Source organism: Candidatus Cardinium hertigii, assembly GCF_050864855.1.
Taxonomy (GTDB): Bacteria; Bacteroidota; Bacteroidia; order Cytophagales; family Amoebophilaceae; genus Cardinium; species Cardinium hertigii_C.
On record NZ_JBOZWW010000058.1, the window covers coordinates 106,140 to 130,849 of the forward strand.

Consider the following 24,710-nt stretch of genomic DNA (forward strand, 5'->3'; position numbering starts at 1 on the left):
CTGACCTATAAGAACTTTTTAGACCTTACGATTTCTTGCTTGGGCTACCTGCCTCTTGATTTTATCTGCGTCACTACCATACCGCTGCTTGTTGATAGCGTCCCTTACCATACCGCGCAATTTAGCACCAAGTTGCTTGCTGATTACACAGCTATCCTGAACTTCATCAATTTCGCGGACGATAGTAACAAGCTCCTGAATGGTCAGACAGCCAGGTAAGGTTTCCAATAGATACTTAAACATCTGCTTTTCCTGAATAGATACAGTTGGAATTTGGACTTTACTGTTATGCAATAAGGCCGACCAATCCCTATGTTTAGGTAAATAACTACACTGGAATACAGAAGAACCTTTATTATTGGGTTTAAACAATGCTGCAATTGCACCGTCTTTACCCGAACGATCTACTATTTGATCCAATAATAATTTAAACGCATTTTTCTTTTTAATACGGGCAGCTAAGTGTAGCGGTGTCCTGCCCTTATTATCTTCACTGGCCAAAGCTTCTACAGGAAGTTTATTTGCTAGCAACACTAGTATATCCTTAGGCAAATACTTAACTGCCAAATGGAGGGGGGTCATACCTGTTTGATCTTTTTGATATAGATCTCCGTTAGGAAGCTTATGGATCAAGCGTACGATAGCATCAATCAACTGGCGTCGCATACATATATGTAATAGTGGCATACCATTTTCATCTTTGCCACTTAAAACTTCTGCAGGAAATGTATCCACAAGCAACATAAGTAGATCCTTTCCTCCATCGAGGATCGCCAGATCTAACGGCGTTCTTCCCCTTTTATCTTTAACAGATAAATCCTCTTGAAGCAAACGGGGCACCAACGCCCTTACGCCAGCCGGCCATCTATTTATAATAGCCAAATGGAGCGGCGTCATATCTGTTTCCGGATCTGCAGTGGTGGTATCTATATCCTGATGTGCCAATAAAAAATCAAATATTTTTTCATGCTTACATTTAAGCGCCCACATAAGTGAAGTTAAACCATTTCCCACTGCATTGGGATCTATGTCTTTACCATTCAATAAAGCTTTAACGGATATTAAGTCACCTTTACTTATAGCATTGCGAAGCGCACTTTGGCCATTTAAATCAGGCACATGGTGGAAAAGTGTATCACGTGTCTTACACTGCAACTGTTTGAACCTATCCACGTCTTTATACATATCCAATGGAAAATAGTCAATCGAACGGGGAGCATTAAGATCCGTAAATCCTTGACGCTTACCACTTATACAAGAAGAAAACTGTAAAGCAGCTAAAAATGACAACGTTGCAATCCTTTTTGATGAGCAGTTAGACGGTTTGATAAGATCAATTTGTTTTAAATTTTTATTCATTTTTTTGTTTTTTTATAAAAATTGCAACCAAGACTAGAAGACTAGCATATTATGCTTGCTTCATTACCAATAAATTCTCTGCTATACTGATTCATAAAATTTGCTTGCACAAACGAATAGCCATCAACAAATCTGTAATCCATAGAGTAGTAGGTCGAACATACTACTTTTAAATTTAAGCTGTGGACGGCTTGTTGGTTTGAGTAATAGATAAACAGGTATATATCAACCTCAGAAAACCCTTTATTACAAACCATTCACTCAAATACAATCAAATATAGCATCACTTACTTAGTAATATTCATTTAAACGGCCTGCCAACTAAACTTAAGATGGCTTCTGTTATATAATTATAAATAAAAAAATCCAGAATAGCTTGTTACCAATTCAAATTACTTTTTAGTGAGACCAAACAGCTAGTCTATATGTTCCTTATTTTTTATTTAAAAAGCGAGCAAAAGCATCTCGTCCTGCATAATTTACTTTATTTTTTAAATCAGATTCAATACGCAATAAGCGATTGTATTTAGCAACGCGATCTGTACGACAAACTGCACCTGTTTTAATCTGTCCAACCCCTGTCCCAACCACTAGATCAGCAATCGTAGTATCCTCTGTTTCTCCAGATCGATGGGAAATAATAGCACTATAATGCGCTTTTATGGTCAATGCAATCGTTTGAAAAGTCTCTGTTAAACTTCCTATTTGATTGTATTTAATCAGGACTGCATTAGCTAAATTTTTCTCTATGCCTTGCTTGACTAGGTCTGGATGGGTCACAAATAGATCATCCCCTACCAATTGCACCCGTTCACCCAATTGTTGCGTCAGTTGACCCCAACCGGTATAATCTGTTTCAGCCATACCATCTTCTATACTTATGATAGGATAGCGATCCACTAATTTTACCAAATAAGCTACCCATTCCGATCTAGTGAACTGCTTATTTTCTATATAATAAAATCCATCTGGTTGATACCATCCAGTACTAGCCACATCTAAACCCAAATAAATATCTTCACCAGGGGTGTAACCAGCTTGGATAACGGCTTCTAAAATAGATTCAATCGCTTCTGTGGTACTATATAAATTAGGAGCAAAGCCACCTTCATCACCCACATTTGTACTTAGCCCTTTTTGCTTCAAAGAATGCTTTAAAACATGAAAAATTTCTACACCTGCACGCAATGCTTCACTAAAAGAAGCAAATCCTAAAGGCAGAATCATAAACTCTTGTACAGCAAGCGGATTATCTGCATGCAAACCGCCATTTATAATATTCATCATAGGCACTGGCATCCTGTATATTCCATTCGATACTCCACCTATTAAACTAGAAAAATATTGATACAATGGTTGGCAAAAATGCAAAGCAGCCGCTTTAGCAATGGCTAAAGAAACAGCTAAAATAGCATTAGCACCCAAATGCTGTTTATTGGACGAACCATCAAGGGCTATCATTAAGCTGTCCAAACCAACTTGATCATCAATATTTTTTCCAATTAAATTTGTACCAATAATCTTTTGTATATGTTCGACTGCTTGTAACACCCCTTTCCCATGATAACGATTGGCATCTAGATCTCTTAGTTCTAATGCTTCAAGGGAACCTGTAGAAGCACCAGAGGGTACACTGGCATATCCTATTTCGCCTGATACTAGATGTACTTCAGCTGCTATGGTTGGATGGCCACGGGAATCTAAAATTTCATACGCCTTAATGGCACTAATCTTTGACATCTTTATTGCTTTAAATTAAAAAGTTTTGTCGCTTTTAGCTTTTATAAATATTTTTGCATGGATATTAGAAATCTAAACTTTTGCAGCTAATAAATATAGATCCTAATCTTACAAATCTATATATCAATCATTATGAACAATTTTAATTAAAACCCTTTGTAGAATTATAGATACCTGATGGTAAAGCATTTATGATTATCAAAGCTATTCTTTACTACTTACCCTTAATTTTTTATAAAAAAACAACATCCTGTAAAAGGGTATGAGCCATCTCTGCATGAAGTGTAGTAAGGATTTTATCCTTATTAAGGTTTAGCTCATGTCGTAAAGGCGCAGAAGTTATTTTTAAAAATATTTTATTATCATGTACATAGAGCTTTTCTGTCCGATTACAAACCACTTTAGGCATGGTTTTATGCCATGCGGCACGTACCATAGCTGTTGTCAATTGTTTCTGAAAAGGAGAAGTTTCAAGAAACCTATGGACCAATTCCTTAAGACTTTTGGCATGTTGTAAATCATTCATGATCAGTTGTATTTTACAAACTTATTTCTCAAGATCAGCATAAAATTATACAAAATAGCTCTAAAAATAGTTATTGAGCAGCTTGCTACTATATGCCATTTTCGTTTCAAGATAGATCTAGATTGTAATATTCCACTGGAACCTTAGAAGGCCTAATAAACCGCAACCATAATATGCGTCCTTTTTCTAGAGGTTCTGGCTGTCGCATACGATTTTTTTCCAAAAGAGCAGATTGCTTTATACCATAGCGCTGTGCAATAGACCATGTATCTTCTCCAGGTGCTACCACATGATAATGTATCCCCCCTTTACTGCCTTTTGCACTATAATAATATATATGCCCTGGAATCAGTTGATCTATTTTTTTAATGTCGTTTATAAGAATAAATTTATCTATAGACATCTTTACCAACTGGGCTAAATAAGCAATGGTATCTCCTTTTTGGGCTACAATGGCTCGTCTTCCGTTGGCTTGAATGAATCTACTAGAGCCATTATTGTTTAAAGGACGCACCTTCGGAAAGATTTTAGCAGACTGTAGGTATTTTCCATAATCTATACGATGCAATTGACCTTGCTTAGGTGGCCTATTTGAGACTACTTTTTTATCCTTAGGCAATACATTCTTTACTGGCTTGGGCAACTTTAAAATAGGACGCATGGACGCATGCGTATGTAACAATGGCACCAACAAAGCGCATTTTGTATGATCTGGTACCACAGAGGTCCTAAGCCACTGATTGTGTTTAGATAACAATTTCTCTTCTATGTTGAAATGGGCCGCAATGTCTTTTAAGTTTTGACCATGATGGCCTTGATGATAAAGACATAACTTATATGTAGAATGTTTTTTTTTCCCAGCGATCTTTCCAAATGCAATCTTAGTAGCTAAAACTGAAATAATATACCCATCTGTTTTATCATTCAATCGTACCACCTTGGCTCCACGGTATTCCTTAGGAAACAGTTTGATCGCCCCTGTCCTACCCCTATTATAGGCCAGTAATGCTCCCAACCAACTATCAAAATATTGGCAATGACTCTTTAAAAAACGGGCTGCTGCCTTGGTAGATTCAATCAAGTGCATTCTTTCATCTACAGGATGATCGATCATTAATTTTAAGTCTATAGCAGCTACTTTATGTATTTGCCAAAAACCTACATCATGGGTATGACTCACTGCATCTCCTACCAGCATACTTTCATGTAAAGCCTGAAACTTAAAATCATCTGGAACATTTTCTTCCGCCAAAGTCTTTTCTATAAGCGGAAAAAAAAGATGGGTTCTATCTAATATTTCACTAAAAATCTTCTTTGGTCTTGTCAATTGATTGACTTTTTCTTGTACACGATTACGGACACCATCTGTAAATTTTAAATGTATACCAGCAAATTTTATTGCTTTTGGCACCACAATCGGTTCCAATGCATCAACAGACCAGCCACTTAATAGTATCAAAGCGACTGCCATAACAAACCAACGCATAGATCAAATCATTTTTAAAAGTGGTGCCACAGTGCTAGTACTATAGCGGCAAAAAAGTAAAAAATAGCTTGGATTTTTAGCTCTTATTATAGTGGACCCAAAAAGAAAGAAACAAAATTAATAAAATTTTTAGTCCACTACTATATTATATTTAAGATTTTACTTAATTTGGCTGCATATAAAGTTCTACTTAAAGAAAATAACCAACGATTAGAAGCGCATAAAAGAACAGATCAATATACTACATACATAGTATAGATGTATACAACACAGGCCATATATGCATTCCTCTAGCATAACGTTTATCTTATATAGGTTGCTCTTATTTTGCTTACTCCCGAACTATAGTCATGGTTATACCAACTCATATTCATCTATAAAAAAAATTGACAATAAGCTGTATATAGCAATTAAAGAAGATGATATAGATGCAGTAAAATCTTTACTACAAGATCCAACAGTTGATCTACATACGCAATACAATTATATTCAAGATCCTCTTCATTGGGCAGCAGCAAATGGTCATGTAAAAGTGGTCAAAGGATTACTAGCCGCCAAAGGTATAGAGGTCAATCCAAAAGACCAATATGGGGCTACCCCCCTTCATTGGGCAGAAGTAAATGGCCATGTAAAAGTCGTTAAAGCATTACTAGCCACTAAAGGTATAGCAATCAATCCAAAAAATAAATATGACCATACTCCACTTCATGTTGCAGCAGATCAAGGTGATGTAGAAATGGTAAAAACTTTACTAGACACTAAAGATATGTTGGTCAATCTAAAAGATAAAGATGATCGTACACCTCTCCATTTCTCAGCATATAACGGTCATCTAGGAGTAGTAAAAGCCTTAATAGCCCATAAAAGTATTCTCGTCAATCAAAAAGATACAAACGGCAATACCCTGCTTCATCATCCAACATCACGCCATGATCTAAAAGTGGTAAAAGCTTTACTGGATGCTAAAAGCATTAATGTCAATCAAAAAAACCATAATGGCAAAACAGCCTTTGATATAGCTAGGGAAAAGAACCACGCAGAATGCCTTGCGATTATAGAACAGACGCTAAAAAGCATAGATAAGAAGGTTGCAATCAAATTTTCACTTCTATAATGGCAAATGCACGAAAGGCACTTTTCTCCAAAGAAGAACTATGTATAGGAGTAGCCAATCTCTTGATCCATTTTGATAATGCATTATATGGTTACTTAGTACCGATTATGGCACCTCTTTTTTTTCCTAAAAAAGAGCTATTGGTCCAGTTGATATGGGGCTATAGTCCTTTTATTATTTCTTTTGTCGCCAAGCCTTTTGGCCTGCTCTTTTTTAGCAATATGGCGCAAAATAAAAAAGAAATGGTTGTATTGCGTTATACGCTTTTGGGTATAGGGATTAGTTTAATAGGGATGAGTTGTTTACCCATCTATAAAGGAGGATCACTATGGACAGTTGTGTTATTGTGGTTGGCCAGGGGTTGCTCAGAATTATGTGCAGCCGGTGCATATAATATTTCCAAAATCTACCTACTTAAAGGTGTAACCCTCCAACAGGCTAAAAAGCTAGCACCATTTTATGAAGTTGCTTCAATGATGGGTATTTTATTAGCTGGTGCCGTAGCGGTCTGTTTTGCATGGATCGATGATCCATTTTCATATTGGCGTTTTCCCTTTTTAATAGCTGCCCTATCTACGTTATGCAATATTCTTTTTTTCAGCAATAAAGCAACAGAAACGGAAAACGACCTCAACTTTATGGCACCAAAAGCATGCGCCTATCTACCACTTTGGAAAGCACGTAAAGCCATTATACGCATCGCTATAGTGGCTGGATTTGGTTACGTGGCCTATACAATTCCCTTTCTTTTTATGAGTAGTTTTGTGCCTATGGTCACTACGGTTACCTATGGAACTATGATGGAATACCTGCCCATCTTTATGGTATTGGATATCTTGCTAATGAGCTGGATCGGTAAAATTGGTCAAAAATATGACCACAATAACCTTATGGGAGTAGCCAGTGGGCTAATCACTTTATCCATTATTCCCCTTTTTTCAGGATTACAAAACGCTTCTATCTTTTATATAACAGCAGTACGCTGTTGGTTCATTTTTCTAGGGGTTATTTTTAGCTGCTTTTTGACTATTTGGTCGAAAGAGCAAGTAGCTACAGGAACACCTTATGTTACCATAGGATTGGCTACGGTATTGGGTAGTACTTTATTTGGAAAATCTGCTACTGCTATTTGTTTCTATCTTTTTCATACATATCATACCCCTATAGCACCCGCCTGTTATATAGCCTTTTTGGCTTTTGTAGCTACACTGGTTATGACTGACTCTGCATCAGAAGGGTAATATAGTGGACTGAAAAAAGCGGACAAGAAATTATATACTTTGTTTCCGTGATATTCCGTTCTTAGGGTATTGATTTTTTAAATGTGTAATATATACATTCATAGGTTTCTGATATTTAATGCTGGAATGAAATCTGTTGTAATTGTATTTATACATGTAATGTTTAATCTCTTTAATATTTTTAAAATCATTGATAAACAATCAGAGGCCATTGCAATAGGTTTTTAGATTTTAGGATAAAAAAGTAATTGTTAATTTTATTAAAAGATTAACTTGTATTTATTGTTTAGCTTTTGTAATAAAAAATTTATGATATTGTTATGTCAATCAAAGTAAGCGGTCAGTTAAGTTTATCAGATATATCAGCTAGTCGGCGTAAATGCAAGCATACGTTTTTTGATCAAATCAATAATTTGATTAACTGGTCATTAGTAGAAAAATGGAATCTATAGCCTATAATGTATACAGAGCTCCAAATATCATTTTAAAGGGTTTTTAGGGGGATGGTATATCTAAAATATACAAATATTAACTTGAAAATCACTAAATAATCAAATTTATGCATCCTTAACCTTAAAAACTACAAAAAATACAATTTGAAACTTATCAAAAATTACAATAACTATCTATCGCAACGGTCTCAAATTATCGAAATTATAGCATAGCTATACTATAATTGTATCCATCAATTAATTTTACATTTCATTAACAAATAATTACATCATATTTTAGCGTCGACTAAATAGTCGGTCCTGAAATACTGTATAATTATTTGTTAATCAGCAAATAAATGGTTAAATTTGTATTGGTTAATAACCAGTTTTAGAGTTGTTTTGTATAAAAAGCTTGCAAAATAAGGATGAAATCTAAGAAAATAAATAATAGCCTTGAGCGTTTGTTTGAGCAACGCTTATCTAGTTTTCTTAACCCGAAACATCCTTTATTCCAGTTATCTGATTCGATTACTTGGCACGCCTTAGCATCAGATTTAGACCGCGGTTTTAGCTATGGACCTGGTCAACCTCCTTTGCCTATTCGTTTAATTATAGGTCTTCTCATTATCAGTCATATGTATAATATTTCTGATGAACAAGTAGTGGTTAGATGGGTAGAAAACCCTTATTGGCAATACTTTTGTGGATATGATTATTTTCAGTTTAAGGTGCCTTGTAACCCCAGTTCATTGACCCGTTGGCGCCATAGATTAGGTCAAGAAGGTCTCAATAAAATCTTATCTATGACTATAGACTTATCGCTAAAAAAAAAAGTAGTGACCCGAAAAGAACTTGAAAAAGTTATAGCTGATACTACTGTAATGGAGAAAAATATCCGTTACCCAACTGACTCTTCTTTGCTTAATAAAGCCAGAGAAAAACTGGTCAGTATAGCCAAGAAAACAGGTATTAAACTGCGTCAAACTTATCAGCGGTTAGGTCTATCTATTAAACGTAAAGTTGATAGGTATGCTCATGCCAAACAGTATAAACGTTTATCCAAGGGCGTTAAAACATTAAAAACCTATCTTGGTCGGGTAATAAGAGATGTAGAACGTTCTATAGCATCCTGTGATGATCTAATACGCAACCAATTTACGCGCCTACTATCTATAAGTAAAAAACTTATAAATCAATCAAAAAATAGTAAAGATAAAGTTTATAGTATCCATGAACCCTCGGTCTACTGTGTGAGTAAAGGTAAGTCTAGAAATCCTTATGAGTATGGTTGTAAAGTACAATTTACATTGACCCATAAAAAAGGTTTAATTGTTTCTACAGAAGCGATACATCCTAATGCTTATGATGGCCATACTTTAGAGAAGAGTTTATTACAAGCCGAGCAATTATCTGGTACCAAGGTAAAATATGCTTTCGTAGATAAAGCCTATAGAGGTCATAATATTCCTGTTAATGAATGTGATATATTTATAAGTGGTTCTAAAAGGGGTATAACCCCTGCTCTAAAAAAAGCTATAAAAAGAAGATCTTCTATTGAACCGCATATCGGTCATATGAAAGCCGATGGTAAATTATCCGTTAACTATTTGAAAGGTATTTTAGGAGATAAACTTAACGTTATTTTATGTGCTATTGCTCATAACCTACGACTGATTACAAGAAAATTATTCTTAATACCCTCACAGTCAAATAAATTAAAACCTATATAATTAAAATTCTTAATCCAAAACCAGTTATACCTATATCTTGGGTAAGAAAAATAGAGCGCCTGATAAACCATATATATTATAAAGAAATATCCATTCAATAAATTTATTCAAAAATAATATTTCAGGGCCGACTACTTACCCTCTACTGCTGGTGCTAAACCTTTCTACAAGCGTTATAGTGAACTATAAATATTTGATACACTTAACAAACCTCTTCGTTTGATTGACTCATAACCATCATCATTCAAAAATTCTACATATAACCTTTCAAAGCATCAACATTCATTTAAACATGAAGCAATTTTTAAATCTAAATATTAATAGTCTATTGCAACGGATTTAGTGTGATTATAGTTTACTAAACTACTAAATCTAGTAATAGAAACTTCTCTAAATAACAATAACAAAAATAATTTATTTTTTCTGATAATCAATATTTAATTTAATTATAATATTGGTCTTTAGCTGTTTTTACAACTAGCTATTTTTTTCAACTATAGGCATAAATTTTTTCATACGATAATCTAGATGGTAATATTTTCGATTAATTTTAATAGATTAAATCTAGGTTCCTTTGCGAATTTGGTGAAAAGATAACGCCACAGATTTAAAAAGCAAAGGAAATGTATAAAACTTTTTTAATAACCAATCCCTGTATTCAGGTTCATAATGAGTTTAATTACTGGTCAAAAAATAGAGCATAAGATGGAGTCAATAAGAACATTTTTTCAGGCTTTATCTTTGGAGATAAAGCCAGGGGCATATGATAGATTGAATAAAGTGGAACAAGCTGCAGATGAAAGCGTATATATCAATAGTTATAATGGAAACACCTTATCCTCTATAACTATGCCAACCGGTTATACTACTATGGTTGGATGTTTTCTAAGAACACTTGGTATAAAAATGGGTATTAAAAATAGTAAAAAGACAAATAGGTTAAAAATTACTAAAAACCCAAGCACTAAAAAAAATGAATGATCCTGAGAAAAATAAACCGATTCTAAGAGACGATACAGCTAACAAAAGTAATCTCCTTTCCAAAGAAATGGATAAGGCAAAAGCTAACCGATACCCCGCCTCACAAACACAATTAGGTCCGGTATCAGATATAAAAGATACCACTAAGCAAAAAAAACTTGATCCCAATCATGCAATTTTGAAAAAAAAGTTTTGCTTAGGTGAAGCAAAAATAAACTTAGAAAAATTAACCGGTATTGATAACTTGAGTGATTTGCTTAATAAGTATGGCCTTTTAATAAAGAAAGAATTAATTAATTCGATTTACAGTGATTCAATCAAAATAGACAATAAGCCATTAAAGATTAGTGATTTAGAAGGCGCATACACTGAACTATTTGAAGCAGTCAATATAGAAACGCTGTATACCCATCTCCTTTATAATAAAGAAAAAGCGATTTATGTCATTAGTGGTACAGATACGCACAATGAAGATAATGCGAAGAATCTATTGGTTAATAAATTAGAACAGTCTAAAAGAGAAGCTATCTGTAATCATATAGGTATTTTTACCCATCCCTACTATACATTATCTAATAATAAAACCATACAGTTAGTAAATAGTGCATTTACAGAAAAAACGTTTAAAGAATTATGTGATCAGCATACATATAAGAAAATATATTGGATACAGTGGAATGAATCGCAATCCATCATGATGCTACAGCAGATTTATAATCCTAACTTTTACATCAATAGAAACTTTAATAAAGTTGTAATTAATAATAAGTCTAAAAGAATATACGGTCTGTCTACAACACTCACACAAGGCACAGAAGATAAATTTATATTTAGTGGTATAGTTGATGATGCTTACGATGCCCTTGGAAAATTACTTGGAGTAAAACCTAGTCTATTTAAGAAAGATAAAATTTTTGTCAAGCAAGATGTACAAAAATCAAAAAATAAATTTGATAGTCTTTCTGGTACAGTTCACTGGCTTGAAGTAGAAGGAGATGAAAATAATCAACAAATTATTTGGCGTAATTCTAAAGGCAGCCTAGATGGGTTACGTAATTACGTTGATAAAAAAGAATATAAAAAAGAATATGAAGAAAGCGAACTTTTGGACACTATACAAGATAGACAAGCCGTAATTATTGCTGCTGATCCAGGTATGGGCAAATCAACTACCTTAACCAGATTATATCAACTAAAATTTGGTCTAAATAACTTATCAAAACAAGGTACCTGCAACTGGGTCATTAACATAAAGCTTCAAAACCATTTAGAAGCCATTAAAAATATTAATACCAATGGTATCAATATTCTTGAATTTTTATCAGAAGTTGATAAAAATTTGCAAGATAACATTACCCAATATTTCTTAAAATTCACTTTAGAGGCAGCAAGAAATTATAAAACAGCTTTGTTAATTATTTTCGATGGTTTTGATAAAGTAACAGATGCATCAGATAGGAATAAAGTTACTGCTTTACTAACGCATTTAAAAAACAACACCCATGTTACGTTTTGGGTTACAACTTCTTTGGAGTATCAAAAAACATTAGAAGATGCTTTATCCACATTTGCAGTAACCCTTAAGCCATTAGATGCTGATGCACAGAAAGATTTTTTAAAAAAAAATCTGACAAATCGTTTAAGTTTAGTCTGCAGTGAAGATGCGTTAAATATTTCTGAGGATGATACAATTGACAATAGTAAAATCGAGAAATATAGTAAAGCCTTTATAAATAAAGTACAATCTACCTTTCAAAATGATCAATCGTTTATAGGTATTCCATTGCATTTGCATTTACTGCTGACAAGTTCACAAGAAGAAAAAAACGCAGCAGCTCATATTGTAAGAAAAGATTATATAACATCATTTAAGAACTGGGTAAGAGAGAATAACGAACCGGATTTCGGTTATATAGATAAAAACAGGTTACAGATCTGTGCAAACATTATCGATAGAAAGTATGAGACTTATTTAAAAAAAGTAGGGATTATAGAGGATACGCAAAAAAATAAATTCAAATCTGATGCCAACAAATTGTATAAAAAATTAGCTAAAAACTTAGTCTATTCTTTACAATCAGCTATAGAAAAAAAAGATATAGATATAATTCTAGCTACTGGATTGGTTCAATTTGATCAGCATGGCTTAGGATTTATACATCCAGTCTTAGGCGAATATTTTTTATCTGAATACTATATGGATTTGATAATAAAAGAGGGTAATAGACCAAATCAAAATAAATGGGAAGTATTTTTAACAGCGATCTTAATAGATGTACAGTATAAGTCTATTCGCTCTTTTATAAATGAAAGGTTAGGAAATAAACAGCTAACTGAAACAACTTTGCAAAAGTGGGGCGAAAAGATTAAAACATTATCCAACTCAGAAGGCAATACAGGAAAGAGCAATAAACGACTTGAAGCAGAAACCCCATTACACATAGCAGCAAAAGAAGGGAATATACATATTGCTTATTTTTTGTTGAATAGCATTCAGGATGATGTAAGTTTTTTAATAAACTTTATAAAAAAACTTGACAAGGATGGCAATACGGCTTTACATATTGCTATGAGAAATAAGCATACAAATTGTTTAGATGCCTTACTAAAAAAACTTGATAACGATCCAGAAAAATTAAAAATTTTAATGGAAATAAAAAATAATGATGGCAATACGGCTTTACATATTGCTATGAGAAATACGCATACAAATTGTTTAGATGCCTTACTAAAAAAATTTGATAATGAAACGGAAAAACTAAAAAAACTACTGGAAATACAGAACAAAAATGACAATACGGCTTTACATATTGCTATTAGAAATACGCGTACAACCTTTGCAAAAAAATTACTAAAACTTTTTGAGAACGATCCAGAAGCACTAAAAAAACTGCTGGAAATACAAAATAATGATGGAAATACAGCTTTACATACAGCCGCTGAAAAGAATCATCAACTTATAAATGCATTACTAAAACCTTTTAAGAACGACCCAAAAGCAATAAAAAAATTGCTGAAAATTAAGGACAGTGATGGATATACCGCTTTGCATATAGCCACTATAACAAGCAATCTAGTTTTTATCAATGCTTTATTAGAATTCTTTGCGCTCTATCCGGAAAAATTGAAAAAGCTCATAAAGATTCAGAACAATTCTGGAGAAACTGTTTTATATATAGCTGTTTATACAGGTAATTATAATATTATAGCTACTTTGGTAAAACCTTTTGAGCAAGATCTAGAAGCATTGAAAAAGTGGATAAGAAAGGGTAACAACCATGGAAACACTGTTGTGCATATGGCAGCTGATACAGGTAATTATAATATTATAGCTACTTTGGTAAAACCTTTTGAGCAAGATCTAGAAGCATTAAATGAGATTATAAAAACCGATAACAAGGATAAAAAAACAGCTTTGCATATAGCACTGCAAAAAAAGCATTATACATTTTTTGCTAAGTTGATACAACCTTTTGATAAAGAACCTAAAGAACTTACAAAACATTTAAAAACTATGGGTAGCCATCAAGAAACGGCCTTGGATATAGCACTCGAAGAAGAGGACTATAATTTTATCATTTCCTTACTAAAACCTCTTGAGCAGCACAAGAAACAATTAAAAGAGGTTATACAAACTCAGAAAGAAGATAAAAAAACTATTTTGCATATAGTAGCTGAAAAAGGAAATGAACAGTTTGTCACTTCTTTACTCAAACCTTTTGAGAAAGATTTAAAAGCATTGCAAGAAATCATAGCCACTGAAGATAGGTATAAAGAAACGGCTTTGCATATAGCACTGCAAAAGGGGCATGATGATTTTGTGATCTCCTTACTACAACCGCTTAAGCAGGACAAGAAAAAATTAGAAAAAATCACTAAAATTAAGAATAAAGATGGAAAAACTGCCTATGAAGTAAGAAAAAATCAAAATATTGAAATAAAAGAACTATTCTTTGATAAATCTAATAAAAAATATAGGTCAAGCATAGATTTAGATAAAATGATTTCACCATTAACTGAATCAATGTCCAGTCTTCTAACGCAAGATGAATCTCTTTATAATGTTCCATCTACCACTAATAATACCAATACAAGTTACCCTATAGTGTTCCACACCAATGAAAGAGTTATCTAATGAGAAAATTAAAATCAATAAAGTTGATTAATTGTAGCAATAAAGGTTGGTTTTACAAACACTATACATGTACTGATTCTGGGGTTTTTGTTGTTATCTATTGATAGTCATCAATAGATAATAACCCGCTATACCTTTTACTGGATTATATAAGTCTACTATTCACGGTATGAGATACAATCAATAGCACTAAAATAATTGAAGCTAAAAAAAGTATCTATTTTCGATAATGTCGCTATAATAATAGCCAAACAATATCCAAAATTTAAGATAAAAGGAAGCATTATACAAAATCATATATATGGGAGAGAATCTTATACAATCTATGATGATAGTTGCCTGGATCATAAAAAGATACATACTGATAGAGAAGCAAGTTCCGCTGCTGTATGTAGTCGATACAACCAAATATGGTTACGATATATATCAGAATGATTGGAATTAAAAGTATACAATACCAATAAATCTGCTGCCAGCAGACCAACCGATAACCTGCATGTACCTTAAACAGTCGCTTAGTAGAAACGTTCTTATTCATAGATAATGCCAGTATCTTAAGGCCACAAGGTATCAATAAAGGTGGACAGCATTTTACACCAGAAATAAAAGCTTCATATGCTCCTCCACGCGAAATGGCTAAAATATCAGGAAAGTTATGTTGATAAAACAGGGTAGAATTAACGTATTTAAACTCTATGGCATCCACAAACCCTACTTCTATGGTCTGAAAGCAAAAAAAGTAAAGAGGAACCATGAACTTTGAATATAAAAACGGAATCATACAAAAAAATTTTATTTAAATTTTAATTAAAAACTGCTTATATGTTTTTTAAGAAAGGATAATAAATAACATTTTTTTGTGCTACCAATTTACAAAAATGTCTGTATAAAAGTCAATTTTTTATTACAAAGTCGTTAAAATTTTCTATTGCAGCAGCCTCAATAGTATGTATTACGGGGCTATAATACACTACCCCATTCTTAGGTCTACATTAGATATTAGTCGGGTCAGCCAATGGTAAAACGAATAGTTTGGGCTTAACTCAGGATGAAAAGTAGTTACGACAATATTATTTTGACGAAGCAACATGGGTCTACCTGCTAAGGAAACAAGGACTGCTACATCTTGACCTACAAAAGTAACTTCAGGAGCCCTAATGCACACTATTTTGAGAGGTGATATACCCAATAAACTAGTTCCCAGGCCGACAAAACTATTGATTTGCCGACCATAAGCGTTGCGTTTTACTTCGATATCAATAAGCCCTAGATAGTCCTTTGCAACAGGAGTGGGACGAGATAGGATAATGAGACCCGCACAAGTGGCCAAAATTAGTTTCCCTTGTTGCGCAAAGGCTACGATAGCTTCTTTCCAGTTCAAAGGCTTCATAAGCTTCAAGAGTGCAGTTGATTCTCCGCCAGGAATAATTAAAACGTGGATTTGAACCAGTTCTTCTGGTCTTTTGATCAATTGACTTTGCAGACCGAATCGTTCTAAAGCCTTTTGATGCAAGCCGAATCCTCCTTGCAAAGCAAGTATGCCAAACATTTTAATATCCCCTGTTGGCAAGGATCTCTTTTTCTGAAAGATGATCAGTAGGTATTCCTAATAAAGGGGCTCCTAAAGCCTCAGATACTTTGGCCAGAACCTTTGGATCTTGAAAGTGGGTGGTTGCCTGTACAATCGCACTGGCTCGTTTTTTCGGATGTTCTGACTTAAAAATTCCAGAGCCGACAAAAATGGCTTCTGCCCCCAAACGCATCATTAAAGCAGCATCTGCTGGAGTAGCAATGCCCCCGGCTGCAAAATTAGGTACAGGCAATTTACCTTCCCTTGCAACTGTTTCGACTAAATGTAGAGGAGCACCCCACTCTTTTGAGGCTACTTGAAGCTCTTCAGCGGTCAAAGTAGCAAGGGAGCGAATCTGACGCTGAATAGTGCGCATATGTTTAACCGCTTGAATCACATCTCCTGTACCGGCTTCTCCTTTTGTACGTAAAAGGGCTGCTCCTTCTCCAATGCGACGAAGTGCTTCTCCTAAATCGCAACACCCGCAAACAAAGGGAATTTTAAAGGGATGTTTATTAATATGAAAGGCTCCATCTGCTGGTGTCAAAACCTCACTCTCATCGATAAAATCAACCCCTAATGCTTCTAATATTTCCGCTTCTACAAAGTGACCAATACGAACCTTAGCCATAACTGGAATAGAAACAGCTCCCATGATTTCTCGTATTTTCTGAACATCACTCATACGAGCTACCCCACCTTGTACCCGGATATCTGAGGGAACTCGCTCTAAAGCCATTACAGCAACAGCGCCTGCTGCTTCTGCTATCTTTGCTTGATCTGAAGTGGTAACATCCATAATGACACCTCCTTTTAGCATTTCAGCAAAGCCTGTTTTTAAATTTATTGGTTGATCAATCATTTTCAATTATACTGAGTGGATGGATATTTTTAATCTTCCCGTTGTTCATGCTCTATGAATGTCATAATCTCTTGCTTAATGTCCGCCAACTCATTATTATTGGCCAATACAACTAAAATTTTTAAAAGCTTAGTGTAATCCTCCATCAGTCGCAAATATTTTTTATTCAACTTTTTTAATCGAATACAATAGGGGTCGCTTATCATATCATTTGACTCATCGCTATACTTATATCCATCTCCCTTAGGGACGTAATGACGGCTTTCATCGTCATCTTGTTTTTTATTCTTTGCATATATATCTGGAAAATCATTGGCAAAATCATAGTGTATTATTTTACCAATCTGTATAATAAAATCTTCTTTTATATCCGCTTCCTTTAGCTTAGTATAAAGCGTGTTACGGGCAATACCTAGCTTACTAGCCAATGCTTTCATTCGAAAACCACTCTTCTTAATAGCCGCTTCCACTATTTTCCCTTTATGTTGCTCCATGACTAGAATATAAATCTCTGAAAATAAGATAAAAAATAGTATAGTTACACAATAAGCTTATATAAGCTTGCTCATTAAATGTACAAATATTGTATAAAAGTTGATAAATATACAAAAATAATAAAAGCGTAACTTACGAAATTAATTTTATTGTTTTATGCCAAAATTGAAGATGGCTATTGGAGCAGTATGTGCTCCACATAGATCTATATACACAGGCTATAACAAATGAGGATATTTTTTTTATTTAATCTTCTTTTCTTTGATTTTCTATAAACTTTATAATTTCCTTTTTAAGGTCTACCGATTCGTTCTTATTGGCTAAACGAATTAAAACTTTAAAAAGTTTATCATAATCCTCCATGCGTTTTATATATTTTTCGCTTAAAACCTGTAATTTAAAGAAATATTGATTTTTATATAGATGGTCATAAAGTGGCCATTCATCAGTGTTACCAACCACTACAGACTTATCTGGATAGAGGCGCTCAAAACTATTTGTAAATTTACCAGCTACTCTTTTATACACTTCTGGAAAAATGTGAGAAAAATCATAGTGTATGATATTACCCACACGTATAATAAACGAATCCTCTAACACTGCTTGCTTTAACTTGGTATAAAGGGTATTGCGGACAATGCCTAATCTCTTAGCCACTACTTTCATTTGATAACCAGTTTTTTTAATAGCTTTTTTAACTATTTCGCCTTTATGCTTTTCTGTGAACTGTTCCATAAACGTAATATAAGTAACGATGAGACATACAAAAAAGCACCATTTTTGCTTAAATGTGTTGATACAACTGACAATAAAATGCACATATATTGTACCAATATTGTTAACTATACTTTTAGAAAAAAAGCTTATTTTAGTGAAAGTTAGTTTTGTTTTGTTTTAAAAACAAATTGAAACTATATTTAGTGCCTTAAATTGTGAGGTTAAGGAATAGTTGTTTTACAAACGCTTGTGGAACGTTTGCTAAAATGATGGATCGAATGCGTTATGCACCTGATGCCCTATTGATTTTACCGCTTAATATTTTTTTAATTTTTTTATACAAAATGTACCAATTGGTTGGGGATAATCCTCTACCATGCTGTGCTTGTATTAAAAATAAGCCAGAAAAAAGCAACAATACGAAATTTGGCAACCAAACACAGATAAAGATAGAACAGGTATTGGCTATTGCCCAATCCCTTCCAACCATAGAAAGAATATATTCCAGCAGTATAAAGAAAAAGCTAATCATTACAGAAATTCCAAAGCCACCTCTCCTAATCAGGCATCCTAGGGAGCTACCTAACAAAAATATAATGACACATTCTATAACTACTGCAAATCGAAATTCTTGTTCATATAAAGCTCCATTTAATTCTGCATTGAATAGATTTTTATTATCTTCTTGGATCGTTAAGCTATAGGTTATCTTCTTTACACTATGCAAGGCCTCTTCCACAACTCTTTGCAAGGTAGAGTCATTGGGTTGCCGATCAGAGGCTGTATTTATATGGGTTTTATGGGCTATAAGTTGGTCTCTCAATAATATAAAATCAGAAGCTTGGGTTGCTTGTAGGTCGGGTAATGGCAATTTTTCCATTGTATAGCCATCTAATACCTCGTTAAATTGTTCTGCAGAATGGTACCGAATCGTCTGTTCGGAAAGCAACTTTTTAATCTTTTGCTCCCAGTGAACCACTTGCTTCCCTATTTCTTGAATCATTTTTTTAAGGTGTGGACGGGTTCTTGTTCTTGGATCATATGCATATTTTTCATTTGTTTTACGCAACTTCAAAGCTTCCAAGCTAATCCTTATTTTTTGATTTGAAAAATGATTTCTATAAAAGGATGGTTTCTGATCCCTATCATTATTTTTAGTAGGCAAAGGCTCTAAATAATTATGTCCATTGGTCAGTTCCATGACCAAATAGCCTTTGTCTGGTGTAGTGTAGAGTCTACCTTTCTCTGCAATGGTTATAGAAACGGTTCCATATTTTTTGGTATAGTCATAGACTATAATGCCTTCCATATGCTCGTTATCTATTTTTTTTTTGTCTACACGAATACTATATCCTGGTATATTATTACAAATAACACCTTCTTGAATAAACAAAGTAGATTTTTTTTCCAAAATATCTTCGATTAAATTAAATATTTTAGGCTTACTATTTGGATAAATATAGTTCCGAAAATAGAAGAACAATCCACTTAAAACAAGAATAAATATAAAAGGTACGCGTAGGATACGTTGTAAAGAAAGGCCTACAGAACGCATAGCAGTTAATTCAAAGCTTTCTGAAAGATTACCAAAAACCATAAGAGCGGTTATGAGAATGGCAATAGGAAACGCTGCAGGTAATGAAGATAAAGATAAGTAAAAGAACAACTTTGTATAGATAGCTACGCCCAATCCTTTACCTGCAATTCCACTAAAATACATGAAAAAAGCTTGTATAACCATTACAAACAGTACCAGTACAAGCAATAGCAAAAAGGTGGGTATAAAGGTGCGTAATAGTAGCTTATCAATTTTTTTGATAAAAATATTGCTCATTTTTGTGAATTTGTGGCTAACTTTACAGTAAATATACGTACAATTTAAGTACTATACTTATACAGCCTAATAAAGATAATCTTTGGCGAGGTAGCTCAGGTGGTTTAGAGCGTCGGATTCATAACCCGAAGGTCAGGGGTTCAACTCCCCTCCTCGCTACATATCTTTTTGATATGGTTGCGCTTTATGCCCTGTTTTCCCTACTTGGATGAGAATTGATATTATAACCTGTTGTCCTCAGTTATTTGAAAGTCCACTTAAACATTTTATCTTTCAAAGGGCTATACAACAGCAGCTACTTTCGATCCACCTGCACAACTTGCGTGACTATACCTCATGTAAACATGGTAAAATTGATGATCAACTCTATGGTGGCGCTGCCGGGATGTTGTTAATGATAGAGCCAGTTGTGAATTGCATTAGAGCACTTCAAAAAGAAAGACGGTATGACGAGGTTATATATATGGCTCCAGATGGCGAGCCATTGGATCAAAATCTTGTCAATACATGTTCACTCAAGCAGCATTTGATGCTGCTATGTGGCCATTATAAGGGTATAGATGAACGGATACGTGAACACTTTATTACTTTAGAAATCAGTATTGGAGACTACGTCCTTTCTGGGGGAGAACTCCCTGCACTTATTTTAGCAGACGCGATGGTTCGGGTTATACCAGGTGTTATATCAGACGCTTCTTCTGCACTGACCGACTCTTTTCAAGATGGATGTGTAGCACCACCTGCCTATACAAGACCTTACAATTTTGAGGGTAAAAAAGTTCCAGACGTATTATGCTGTGGTAATCATAAGGCTATTCAGGAGTGGATGGAGCAAGAAAAGATAGATAGAACAAAAAAAAGAAGACCACATCTGCTGAAAAATTAGCAAGGCACTTATCATGTGTTGTGCATAACCAATCAATAGATGATGGATGGCATGTCATCGATATGGTTTAAACCATTTACCAATGATCTTAACCATTGTGGATAGCTTGGATCAAGCATTGTTTTTTGTACTAAACCAATGGCACCATGGCACCATAGATTTGTTTTTTATACTAGCAACCAGTACTTTTTTTTGGGTTCCACTGTATATCTTGCTTATATGGTTGATTAAAAAAGCACTGGGATGGAATGGTGTAATCTGCTTTATCTTAACCATTATTATAGCAGATCAATGTTCTGCTACATGGCTTAAACCACTTTTTGCACGATATAGGCCTTGTTGCATGCTGCCCATTGGATCGGTTCATCTTATTGGTACCTATAAGGGTCTATACGGTTTCCCATCTTCTCATGCGAGTAATACATATGCTTTTGCAATGCTTTTTTGGCGCATTTTTAAAAATAAGTATAAATTTAGCTACTTATTTTTTATCTGGGCTACTATTATTTCATATGGCCGAATATATGGGGGGGTACACTATCCACTGGATGTTTTTGCAGGTGCTGCAGTGGGCTGCTGTATCGGGTTATTGATGCATAGAGCTTATCAAAAAGCAACCAATGCTATTGATACAAAAGCTAAATAAAAAAACGATCTACTAAGATCTTACTCGGTTTTTTGAGGAGTTAGGGAAGTACTTCCCCAGCTTATCCAACAATATCCTAGAGATAACCGAATGTTTTAGTCCAGTATAAATTGAGTTTTTAATGCATTTATTGCAGCTTCAACATTTGGCCGATGGCCAATATTATGATCAGCACCTTCTGAATATCCTGTATGCATAATAAGTCGTCTCATTTCATAAGCATTAAGATAAACACCAAAATTATTAATAGCATAAGATTGAATTAATGCTAAAGCTCCAGCGCATAATGGGGTAGCGCTTGATGTACCCGAAAAATCTTTTGAATAATTACGATTATTTCCTGGCTTTTTCTGTAATGAGCTATAGCCTGTAGTTACAACATGCCCGTTTCCCCATGAATTAATTAATGATGTTTCATGATTATGGTTTGAAAAACGACATTTTATTCCATTATTATGGTTACAAGCACCAACAAGAAAACTACCACTATCTCCAAATTGGTTCATATTACCTGATTCAATACTAAGATCCAAACCACCATTACCAGCGGCTAGAATTACAACTACTCCTTTTTTTGTTAAAGAAGAAATTTTATTCCACCATGGCTTACTATTTATAACAGGCAGATGTTTACCTTTATAAACAAACTCAAGATCTAAACTAACAATATCTCCTGGTACTGCATCTCTAATGATTAAATCAAGATCACCAGTATCGTAGAAATAAAATTTACTTCCATAAGCAATACCTGTGACACCAAAACCGTTCTTACTTGCAGCGATACAACCGGTAGATGCCGTACCATGATTACAATCTCTAGTTTCTGCCCTACTATTCACGACTGTAATATTTTTTTTAAAATCTTCATGGTTACGATACACCCCAAAATCAAGATGTCTTACGGTTGTTGCGCTCCCGTTTTCTTCCATCTTCCATACTGATAATACATTCATACCTTTCACACCTTTATCATTAGGTTGCAAATATGTTTGTAAATGTTGGAAATCTGGAGTCTGAACATCATTCGTTGTGCAATCAATGTGTTTTTTTTCATCTGAAAAATTGATAGAATCATCTATAGGTAACTCAGGTGGATTCATATTGGTTGTATCAGGCACAACACTGCAATAAATAACGTAATCAAGAAGCTCTATCTCATCAGCAATGTTAACGAGCTCATCATATCCACATTCAGAAAATATTTTATAGGTATTTGGTACAATATCGCCAAGAAGATAATTTGCAGGTATTTTCGAAAATATTTCTTTATCTGTTGAGTTAGAAATAAGATTTATTAATCTTGGTGATTCAGTTTTTAACCGATCAATATCTTTTTCATTTTTTAACTTTAATTCTAGGTAGTAATCATTGATACCGTCGCAACGCATCCGAATCTCTCTAGTCTGTTTTTCTGTTTGGTTGTTTTCATAACCAGGGTTATTCTCTTTTTTAGTATTAGGAACAATAATAATCTTATTAGAAATTACCGTTACAGACTTATTTTCTTTGTTGGTTAATAAAGCAATAGCTTGATACTGACCATATAATTGGTCCTTGAAAACAGCAGTTAGACCTTCTACAATAGCGAGATCTTTACCTTCTTTCTGTAGTATTAACTTGCAGTTTTTATGCTCTTCGATATCTACTAATTTTACATATATATTGCCATCAAAATTAATAGCACGATAAATATATATTGACGGTTGTTTCATATTGATTATTGTCAATTAAATCAATCTCCTTTTTTACTTGGCAGCAAATCATCTGCGGCTACACTAGCACGCATTTCGGTATCTGCTTTTATATTTTGCATACGATAATAATCCATAACACCCAACTGGCCATTCCTTAAAGCAAAGGCCAAAGCCTGTGGCACTTCTGCTTCAGACAAAATAACTTTAGCCCTGGCTTCTTCAGATTTAGCCTTCATTTCTTGCTCTAAAGCTACTGCCATAGCACGCTTTTCTTCTGCTTTAGCATCAGCTACACGCAAGTCGGCATTGGCTTGATCAATCTGGAGTTTAGCACCAATATTTTCACCTACATCCACATCAGCAATATCAATCGAAAGTATTTGAAAAGCGGTTCCTGCATCTAAACCTCTATTCAGTACCAACTGTGAAATTTTATCTGGATTGGCTAATACCTCTTTGTGACTCTCAGAAGAACCAATAGAAGTAACAATCCCCTCTCCTACACGTGCCAAAATGGTTTCTTCTCCAGCTCCCCCTACCAACTGCTGAATATTGGCCCTAACCGTAACCCGTGCTTGGGCAATTAGCTGAATCCCATCCATAGCCACAGCCGCTACAGAAGGGGTATTGATCACTTTTGGATTAACAGAAATTTGAACGGCCTCAAATACATCCCTACCAGCTAAGTCAATCGCAGTAGCTTGCTTAAATGAAAGACCAATATTGGCTTTATCTGCAGAAATAAGCGCTTTAATCACAGATGGTACATGACCACCGGCTAAATAATGGGTTTCAACCTCGGTCAAGGTCAACTTGAGACCTGCCTTAGTAGCTACAATCAGTCCATCTACAATAACAGCAGGCGGCACTTTACGAATCCGCATAAAAACCAACTCAAATAAACCAACTTGTACCCCTGAAAAACGGGCCGTAATCCAAAGACCAACTGGGAAAAAATAAAAAAATATAAGAGACCCAGCCATCAAAAAAAGGTAGAAATAAAGATGTCCAACAACCATAGTGATACTATTAAATATTTTAAAGGAATAACCATTAATCTCTAAACCATCTTAAACTAATACAAGTAGCTCTAGACTTAGTCTAAATTAAAGAAGATAAAGAAATATATAGATCAAATCTAGCTCTTTATCATTAACGATCAAAATATTTTATCATTAATTATTTTAGGTAATCGTTTTTGAAGAGAAGAAAATAGATCAGGTAAATAACGACCCTATCTATAGCTAATGTTGAACCTTT

18 protein-coding genes, 1 tRNA gene and 2 pseudogenes are annotated in these 24,710 nt (G+C 34.2%); 9 read left to right on the plus strand and 12 right to left on the minus strand.

Translation table 11 applies throughout. The features are described 5' to 3' along the window. Window positions 1–18 precede the first annotated feature (18 nt). The 4 genes from ACRRVB_RS03890 to ACRRVB_RS03905 form a co-directional block, all read right to left on the minus strand. Window positions 19–1,359 (minus strand): ankyrin repeat domain-containing protein, encoded by a 1,341-nt coding sequence (locus ACRRVB_RS03890; RefSeq protein WP_432466667.1) that lies wholly within the window; start codon window positions 1,357–1,359, stop codon window positions 19–21. A gap of 432 nt (window positions 1,360–1,791) precedes the next feature. Then, entirely contained in the window at window positions 1,792–3,099 is a 1,308-nt protein-coding gene (gene eno / locus ACRRVB_RS03895) for a phosphopyruvate hydratase (RefSeq protein ID WP_432466668.1), read from the minus strand. Between the two features lie 232 nt (window positions 3,100–3,331). Continuing rightward, on the minus strand, window positions 3,332–3,625 hold the full coding sequence (locus ACRRVB_RS03900; RefSeq protein WP_432466669.1) for a DciA family protein: 294 nt from the start codon (window positions 3,623–3,625) through the stop codon (window positions 3,332–3,334). Window positions 3,626–3,731: 106 nt separating this feature from the next. Beyond that, window positions 3,732–5,111, minus strand: a complete 1,380-nt coding sequence (locus tag ACRRVB_RS03905) for a LysM peptidoglycan-binding domain-containing protein (protein WP_432466670.1) — start codon at window positions 5,109–5,111, stop codon at window positions 3,732–3,734. 280 nt (window positions 5,112–5,391) lie between these two features. On the opposite strand from ACRRVB_RS03905, the gene ACRRVB_RS03910 reads away from it, so the two are divergent. The 6 genes and pseudogenes from ACRRVB_RS03910 (at window position 5,392) to ACRRVB_RS03935 (ending at window position 14,746) form a co-directional block, all read left to right on the plus strand. Then, window positions 5,392–6,225 carry an ankyrin repeat domain-containing protein gene (locus tag ACRRVB_RS03910; RefSeq protein WP_432466671.1) on the plus strand — a complete coding sequence of 278 codons (834 nt, stop codon included), beginning with the start codon at window positions 5,392–5,394 and terminating at the stop codon, window positions 6,223–6,225. After that, window positions 6,225–7,466 (plus strand): MFS transporter, encoded by a 1,242-nt coding sequence (locus ACRRVB_RS03915; RefSeq protein ID WP_432466672.1) that lies wholly within the window; start codon window positions 6,225–6,227, stop codon window positions 7,464–7,466. Before ACRRVB_RS03910 ends, ACRRVB_RS03915 begins: the two co-directional genes overlap by 1 nt. Before the next feature lie 320 nt (window positions 7,467–7,786). Beyond that, window positions 7,787–7,906: pseudogene (locus tag ACRRVB_RS03920) on the plus strand (IS5-like element ISCca3 family transposase); the annotation flags it as partial. 419 nt (window positions 7,907–8,325) lie between these two features. Next, a pseudogene (locus tag ACRRVB_RS03925) lies at window positions 8,326–9,731 on the plus strand (IS5 family transposase). Window positions 9,732–10,299: 568 nt separating this feature from the next. Beyond that, a complete protein-coding gene (locus ACRRVB_RS03930) occupies window positions 10,300–10,611 on the plus strand; it encodes a hypothetical protein (RefSeq protein WP_432466673.1) in 312 nt (103 codons plus the stop codon). Continuing rightward, complete coding sequence (locus ACRRVB_RS03935) at window positions 10,604–14,746, plus strand: ankyrin repeat domain-containing protein (protein ID WP_432466674.1); 4,143 nt, start codon at window positions 10,604–10,606, stop codon at window positions 14,744–14,746. The genes ACRRVB_RS03930 and ACRRVB_RS03935 overlap by 8 nt, the downstream gene beginning before the upstream one ends. A gap of 283 nt (window positions 14,747–15,029) precedes the next feature. Here ACRRVB_RS03935 and ACRRVB_RS03940 read toward each other — a convergent pair whose 3' ends face one another. From ACRRVB_RS03940 to ACRRVB_RS03965, 6 genes are all read right to left on the minus strand, one after another. Beyond that, entirely contained in the window at window positions 15,030–15,527 is a 498-nt protein-coding gene (locus tag ACRRVB_RS03940) for a hypothetical protein (protein ID WP_432466675.1), read from the minus strand. Window positions 15,528–15,716: 189 nt separating this feature from the next. Beyond that, the gene (gene pdxT / locus ACRRVB_RS03945) at window positions 15,717–16,295 is read right to left on the minus strand and encodes a pyridoxal 5'-phosphate synthase glutaminase subunit PdxT (RefSeq protein ID WP_432466676.1); all 579 of its coding nucleotides are present in this window, start codon (window positions 16,293–16,295) and stop codon (window positions 15,717–15,719) included. A gap of 1 nt (window position 16,296) precedes the next feature. Further along, window positions 16,297–17,178 carry a pyridoxal 5'-phosphate synthase lyase subunit PdxS gene (gene pdxS, locus ACRRVB_RS03950; RefSeq protein ID WP_432466677.1) on the minus strand — a complete coding sequence of 294 codons (882 nt, stop codon included), beginning with the start codon at window positions 17,176–17,178 and terminating at the stop codon, window positions 16,297–16,299. A 29-nt stretch (window positions 17,179–17,207) separates the two neighbouring features. After that, the gene (locus tag ACRRVB_RS03955; RefSeq protein ID WP_432466678.1) at window positions 17,208–17,672 is read right to left on the minus strand and encodes a helix-turn-helix domain-containing protein; all 465 of its coding nucleotides are present in this window, start codon (window positions 17,670–17,672) and stop codon (window positions 17,208–17,210) included. A 247-nt stretch (window positions 17,673–17,919) separates the two neighbouring features. Further along, entirely contained in the window at window positions 17,920–18,408 is a 489-nt protein-coding gene (locus tag ACRRVB_RS03960) for a helix-turn-helix domain-containing protein (protein WP_432466679.1), read from the minus strand. A gap of 265 nt (window positions 18,409–18,673) precedes the next feature. Continuing rightward, entirely contained in the window at window positions 18,674–20,224 is a 1,551-nt protein-coding gene (locus ACRRVB_RS03965) for an LptF/LptG family permease (protein ID WP_432466680.1), read from the minus strand. 84 nt (window positions 20,225–20,308) lie between these two features. Between ACRRVB_RS03965 and ACRRVB_RS03970 the strand changes: the two genes are divergently transcribed. The 3 genes from ACRRVB_RS03970 (at window position 20,309) to ACRRVB_RS03980 (ending at window position 21,756) form a co-directional block, all read left to right on the plus strand. Then, window positions 20,309–20,383: transfer RNA gene (locus tag ACRRVB_RS03970), tRNA-Met, on the plus strand. Window positions 20,384–20,432: 49 nt separating this feature from the next. After that, window positions 20,433–21,110, plus strand: coding sequence for a tRNA (guanosine(37)-N1)-methyltransferase TrmD (gene trmD / locus ACRRVB_RS03975; RefSeq protein ID WP_432466681.1), 678 nt, complete (start codon window positions 20,433–20,435; stop codon window positions 21,108–21,110). Window positions 21,111–21,156: 46 nt separating this feature from the next. Further along, window positions 21,157–21,756: a phosphatase PAP2 family protein gene (locus ACRRVB_RS03980; protein ID WP_432466682.1), complete on the plus strand. Its 600-nt coding sequence runs from the start codon at window positions 21,157–21,159 to the stop codon at window positions 21,754–21,756. Between the two features lie 95 nt (window positions 21,757–21,851). Here the strand turns inward: ACRRVB_RS03980 and ACRRVB_RS03985 are convergent, their stop codons facing one another. Together ACRRVB_RS03985 and floA are read right to left on the minus strand one after the other, a co-directional pair. Next, the gene (locus tag ACRRVB_RS03985; protein WP_432466683.1) at window positions 21,852–23,468 is read right to left on the minus strand and encodes a S8 family serine peptidase; all 1,617 of its coding nucleotides are present in this window, start codon (window positions 23,466–23,468) and stop codon (window positions 21,852–21,854) included. Between the two features lie 20 nt (window positions 23,469–23,488). After that, entirely contained in the window at window positions 23,489–24,469 is a 981-nt protein-coding gene (floA, locus tag ACRRVB_RS03990; RefSeq protein ID WP_432466684.1) for a flotillin-like protein FloA, read from the minus strand. Between the last annotated feature and the right edge of the window lie 241 nt (window positions 24,470–24,710).

Excerpts from the sequence above, each read along its gene's own strand:
- ACRRVB_RS03935 (WP_432466674.1), top strand. The coding sequence starts at position 10,604 with ATGAATGATCCTGAGAAAAATAAACCGATTCTAAGAGACGATACAGCT.
- eno (WP_432466668.1), bottom strand. The coding sequence starts at position 3,099 with ATGTCAAAGATTAGTGCCATTAAGGCGTATGAAATTTTAGATTCCCGT.
- ACRRVB_RS03955 (WP_432466678.1), bottom strand. The coding sequence starts at position 17,672 with ATGGAGCAACATAAAGGGAAAATAGTGGAAGCGGCTATTAAGAAGAGT.
- ACRRVB_RS03905 (WP_432466670.1), bottom strand. The coding sequence starts at position 5,111 with ATGCGTTGGTTTGTTATGGCAGTCGCTTTGATACTATTAAGTGGCTGG.
- ACRRVB_RS03910 (WP_432466671.1), top strand. The coding sequence starts at position 5,392 with ATGCATTCCTCTAGCATAACGTTTATCTTATATAGGTTGCTCTTATTT.
- pdxS (WP_432466677.1), bottom strand. The coding sequence starts at position 17,178 with ATGATTGATCAACCAATAAATTTAAAAACAGGCTTTGCTGAAATGCTA.
- ACRRVB_RS03915 (WP_432466672.1), top strand. The coding sequence starts at position 6,225 with ATGGCAAATGCACGAAAGGCACTTTTCTCCAAAGAAGAACTATGTATA.
- ACRRVB_RS03985 (WP_432466683.1), bottom strand. The coding sequence starts at position 23,468 with ATGAAACAACCGTCAATATATATTTATCGTGCTATTAATTTTGATGGC.
- ACRRVB_RS03960 (WP_432466679.1), bottom strand. The coding sequence starts at position 18,408 with ATGGAACAGTTCACAGAAAAGCATAAAGGCGAAATAGTTAAAAAAGCT.
- ACRRVB_RS03900 (WP_432466669.1), bottom strand. The coding sequence starts at position 3,625 with ATGAATGATTTACAACATGCCAAAAGTCTTAAGGAATTGGTCCATAGG.
- floA (WP_432466684.1), bottom strand. The coding sequence starts at position 24,469 with ATGGTTGTTGGACATCTTTATTTCTACCTTTTTTTGATGGCTGGGTCT.
- ACRRVB_RS03890 (WP_432466667.1), bottom strand. The coding sequence starts at position 1,359 with ATGAATAAAAATTTAAAACAAATTGATCTTATCAAACCGTCTAACTGC.
- ACRRVB_RS03940 (WP_432466675.1), bottom strand. The coding sequence starts at position 15,527 with ATGATTCCGTTTTTATATTCAAAGTTCATGGTTCCTCTTTACTTTTTT.
- pdxT (WP_432466676.1), bottom strand. The coding sequence starts at position 16,295 with ATGTTTGGCATACTTGCTTTGCAAGGAGGATTCGGCTTGCATCAAAAG.
- ACRRVB_RS03980 (WP_432466682.1), top strand. The coding sequence starts at position 21,157 with ATGGCATGTCATCGATATGGTTTAAACCATTTACCAATGATCTTAACC.
- ACRRVB_RS03930 (WP_432466673.1), top strand. The coding sequence starts at position 10,300 with ATGAGTTTAATTACTGGTCAAAAAATAGAGCATAAGATGGAGTCAATA.
- ACRRVB_RS03965 (WP_432466680.1), bottom strand. The coding sequence starts at position 20,224 with ATGAGCAATATTTTTATCAAAAAAATTGATAAGCTACTATTACGCACC.
- trmD (WP_432466681.1), top strand. The coding sequence starts at position 20,433 with ATGAGAATTGATATTATAACCTGTTGTCCTCAGTTATTTGAAAGTCCA.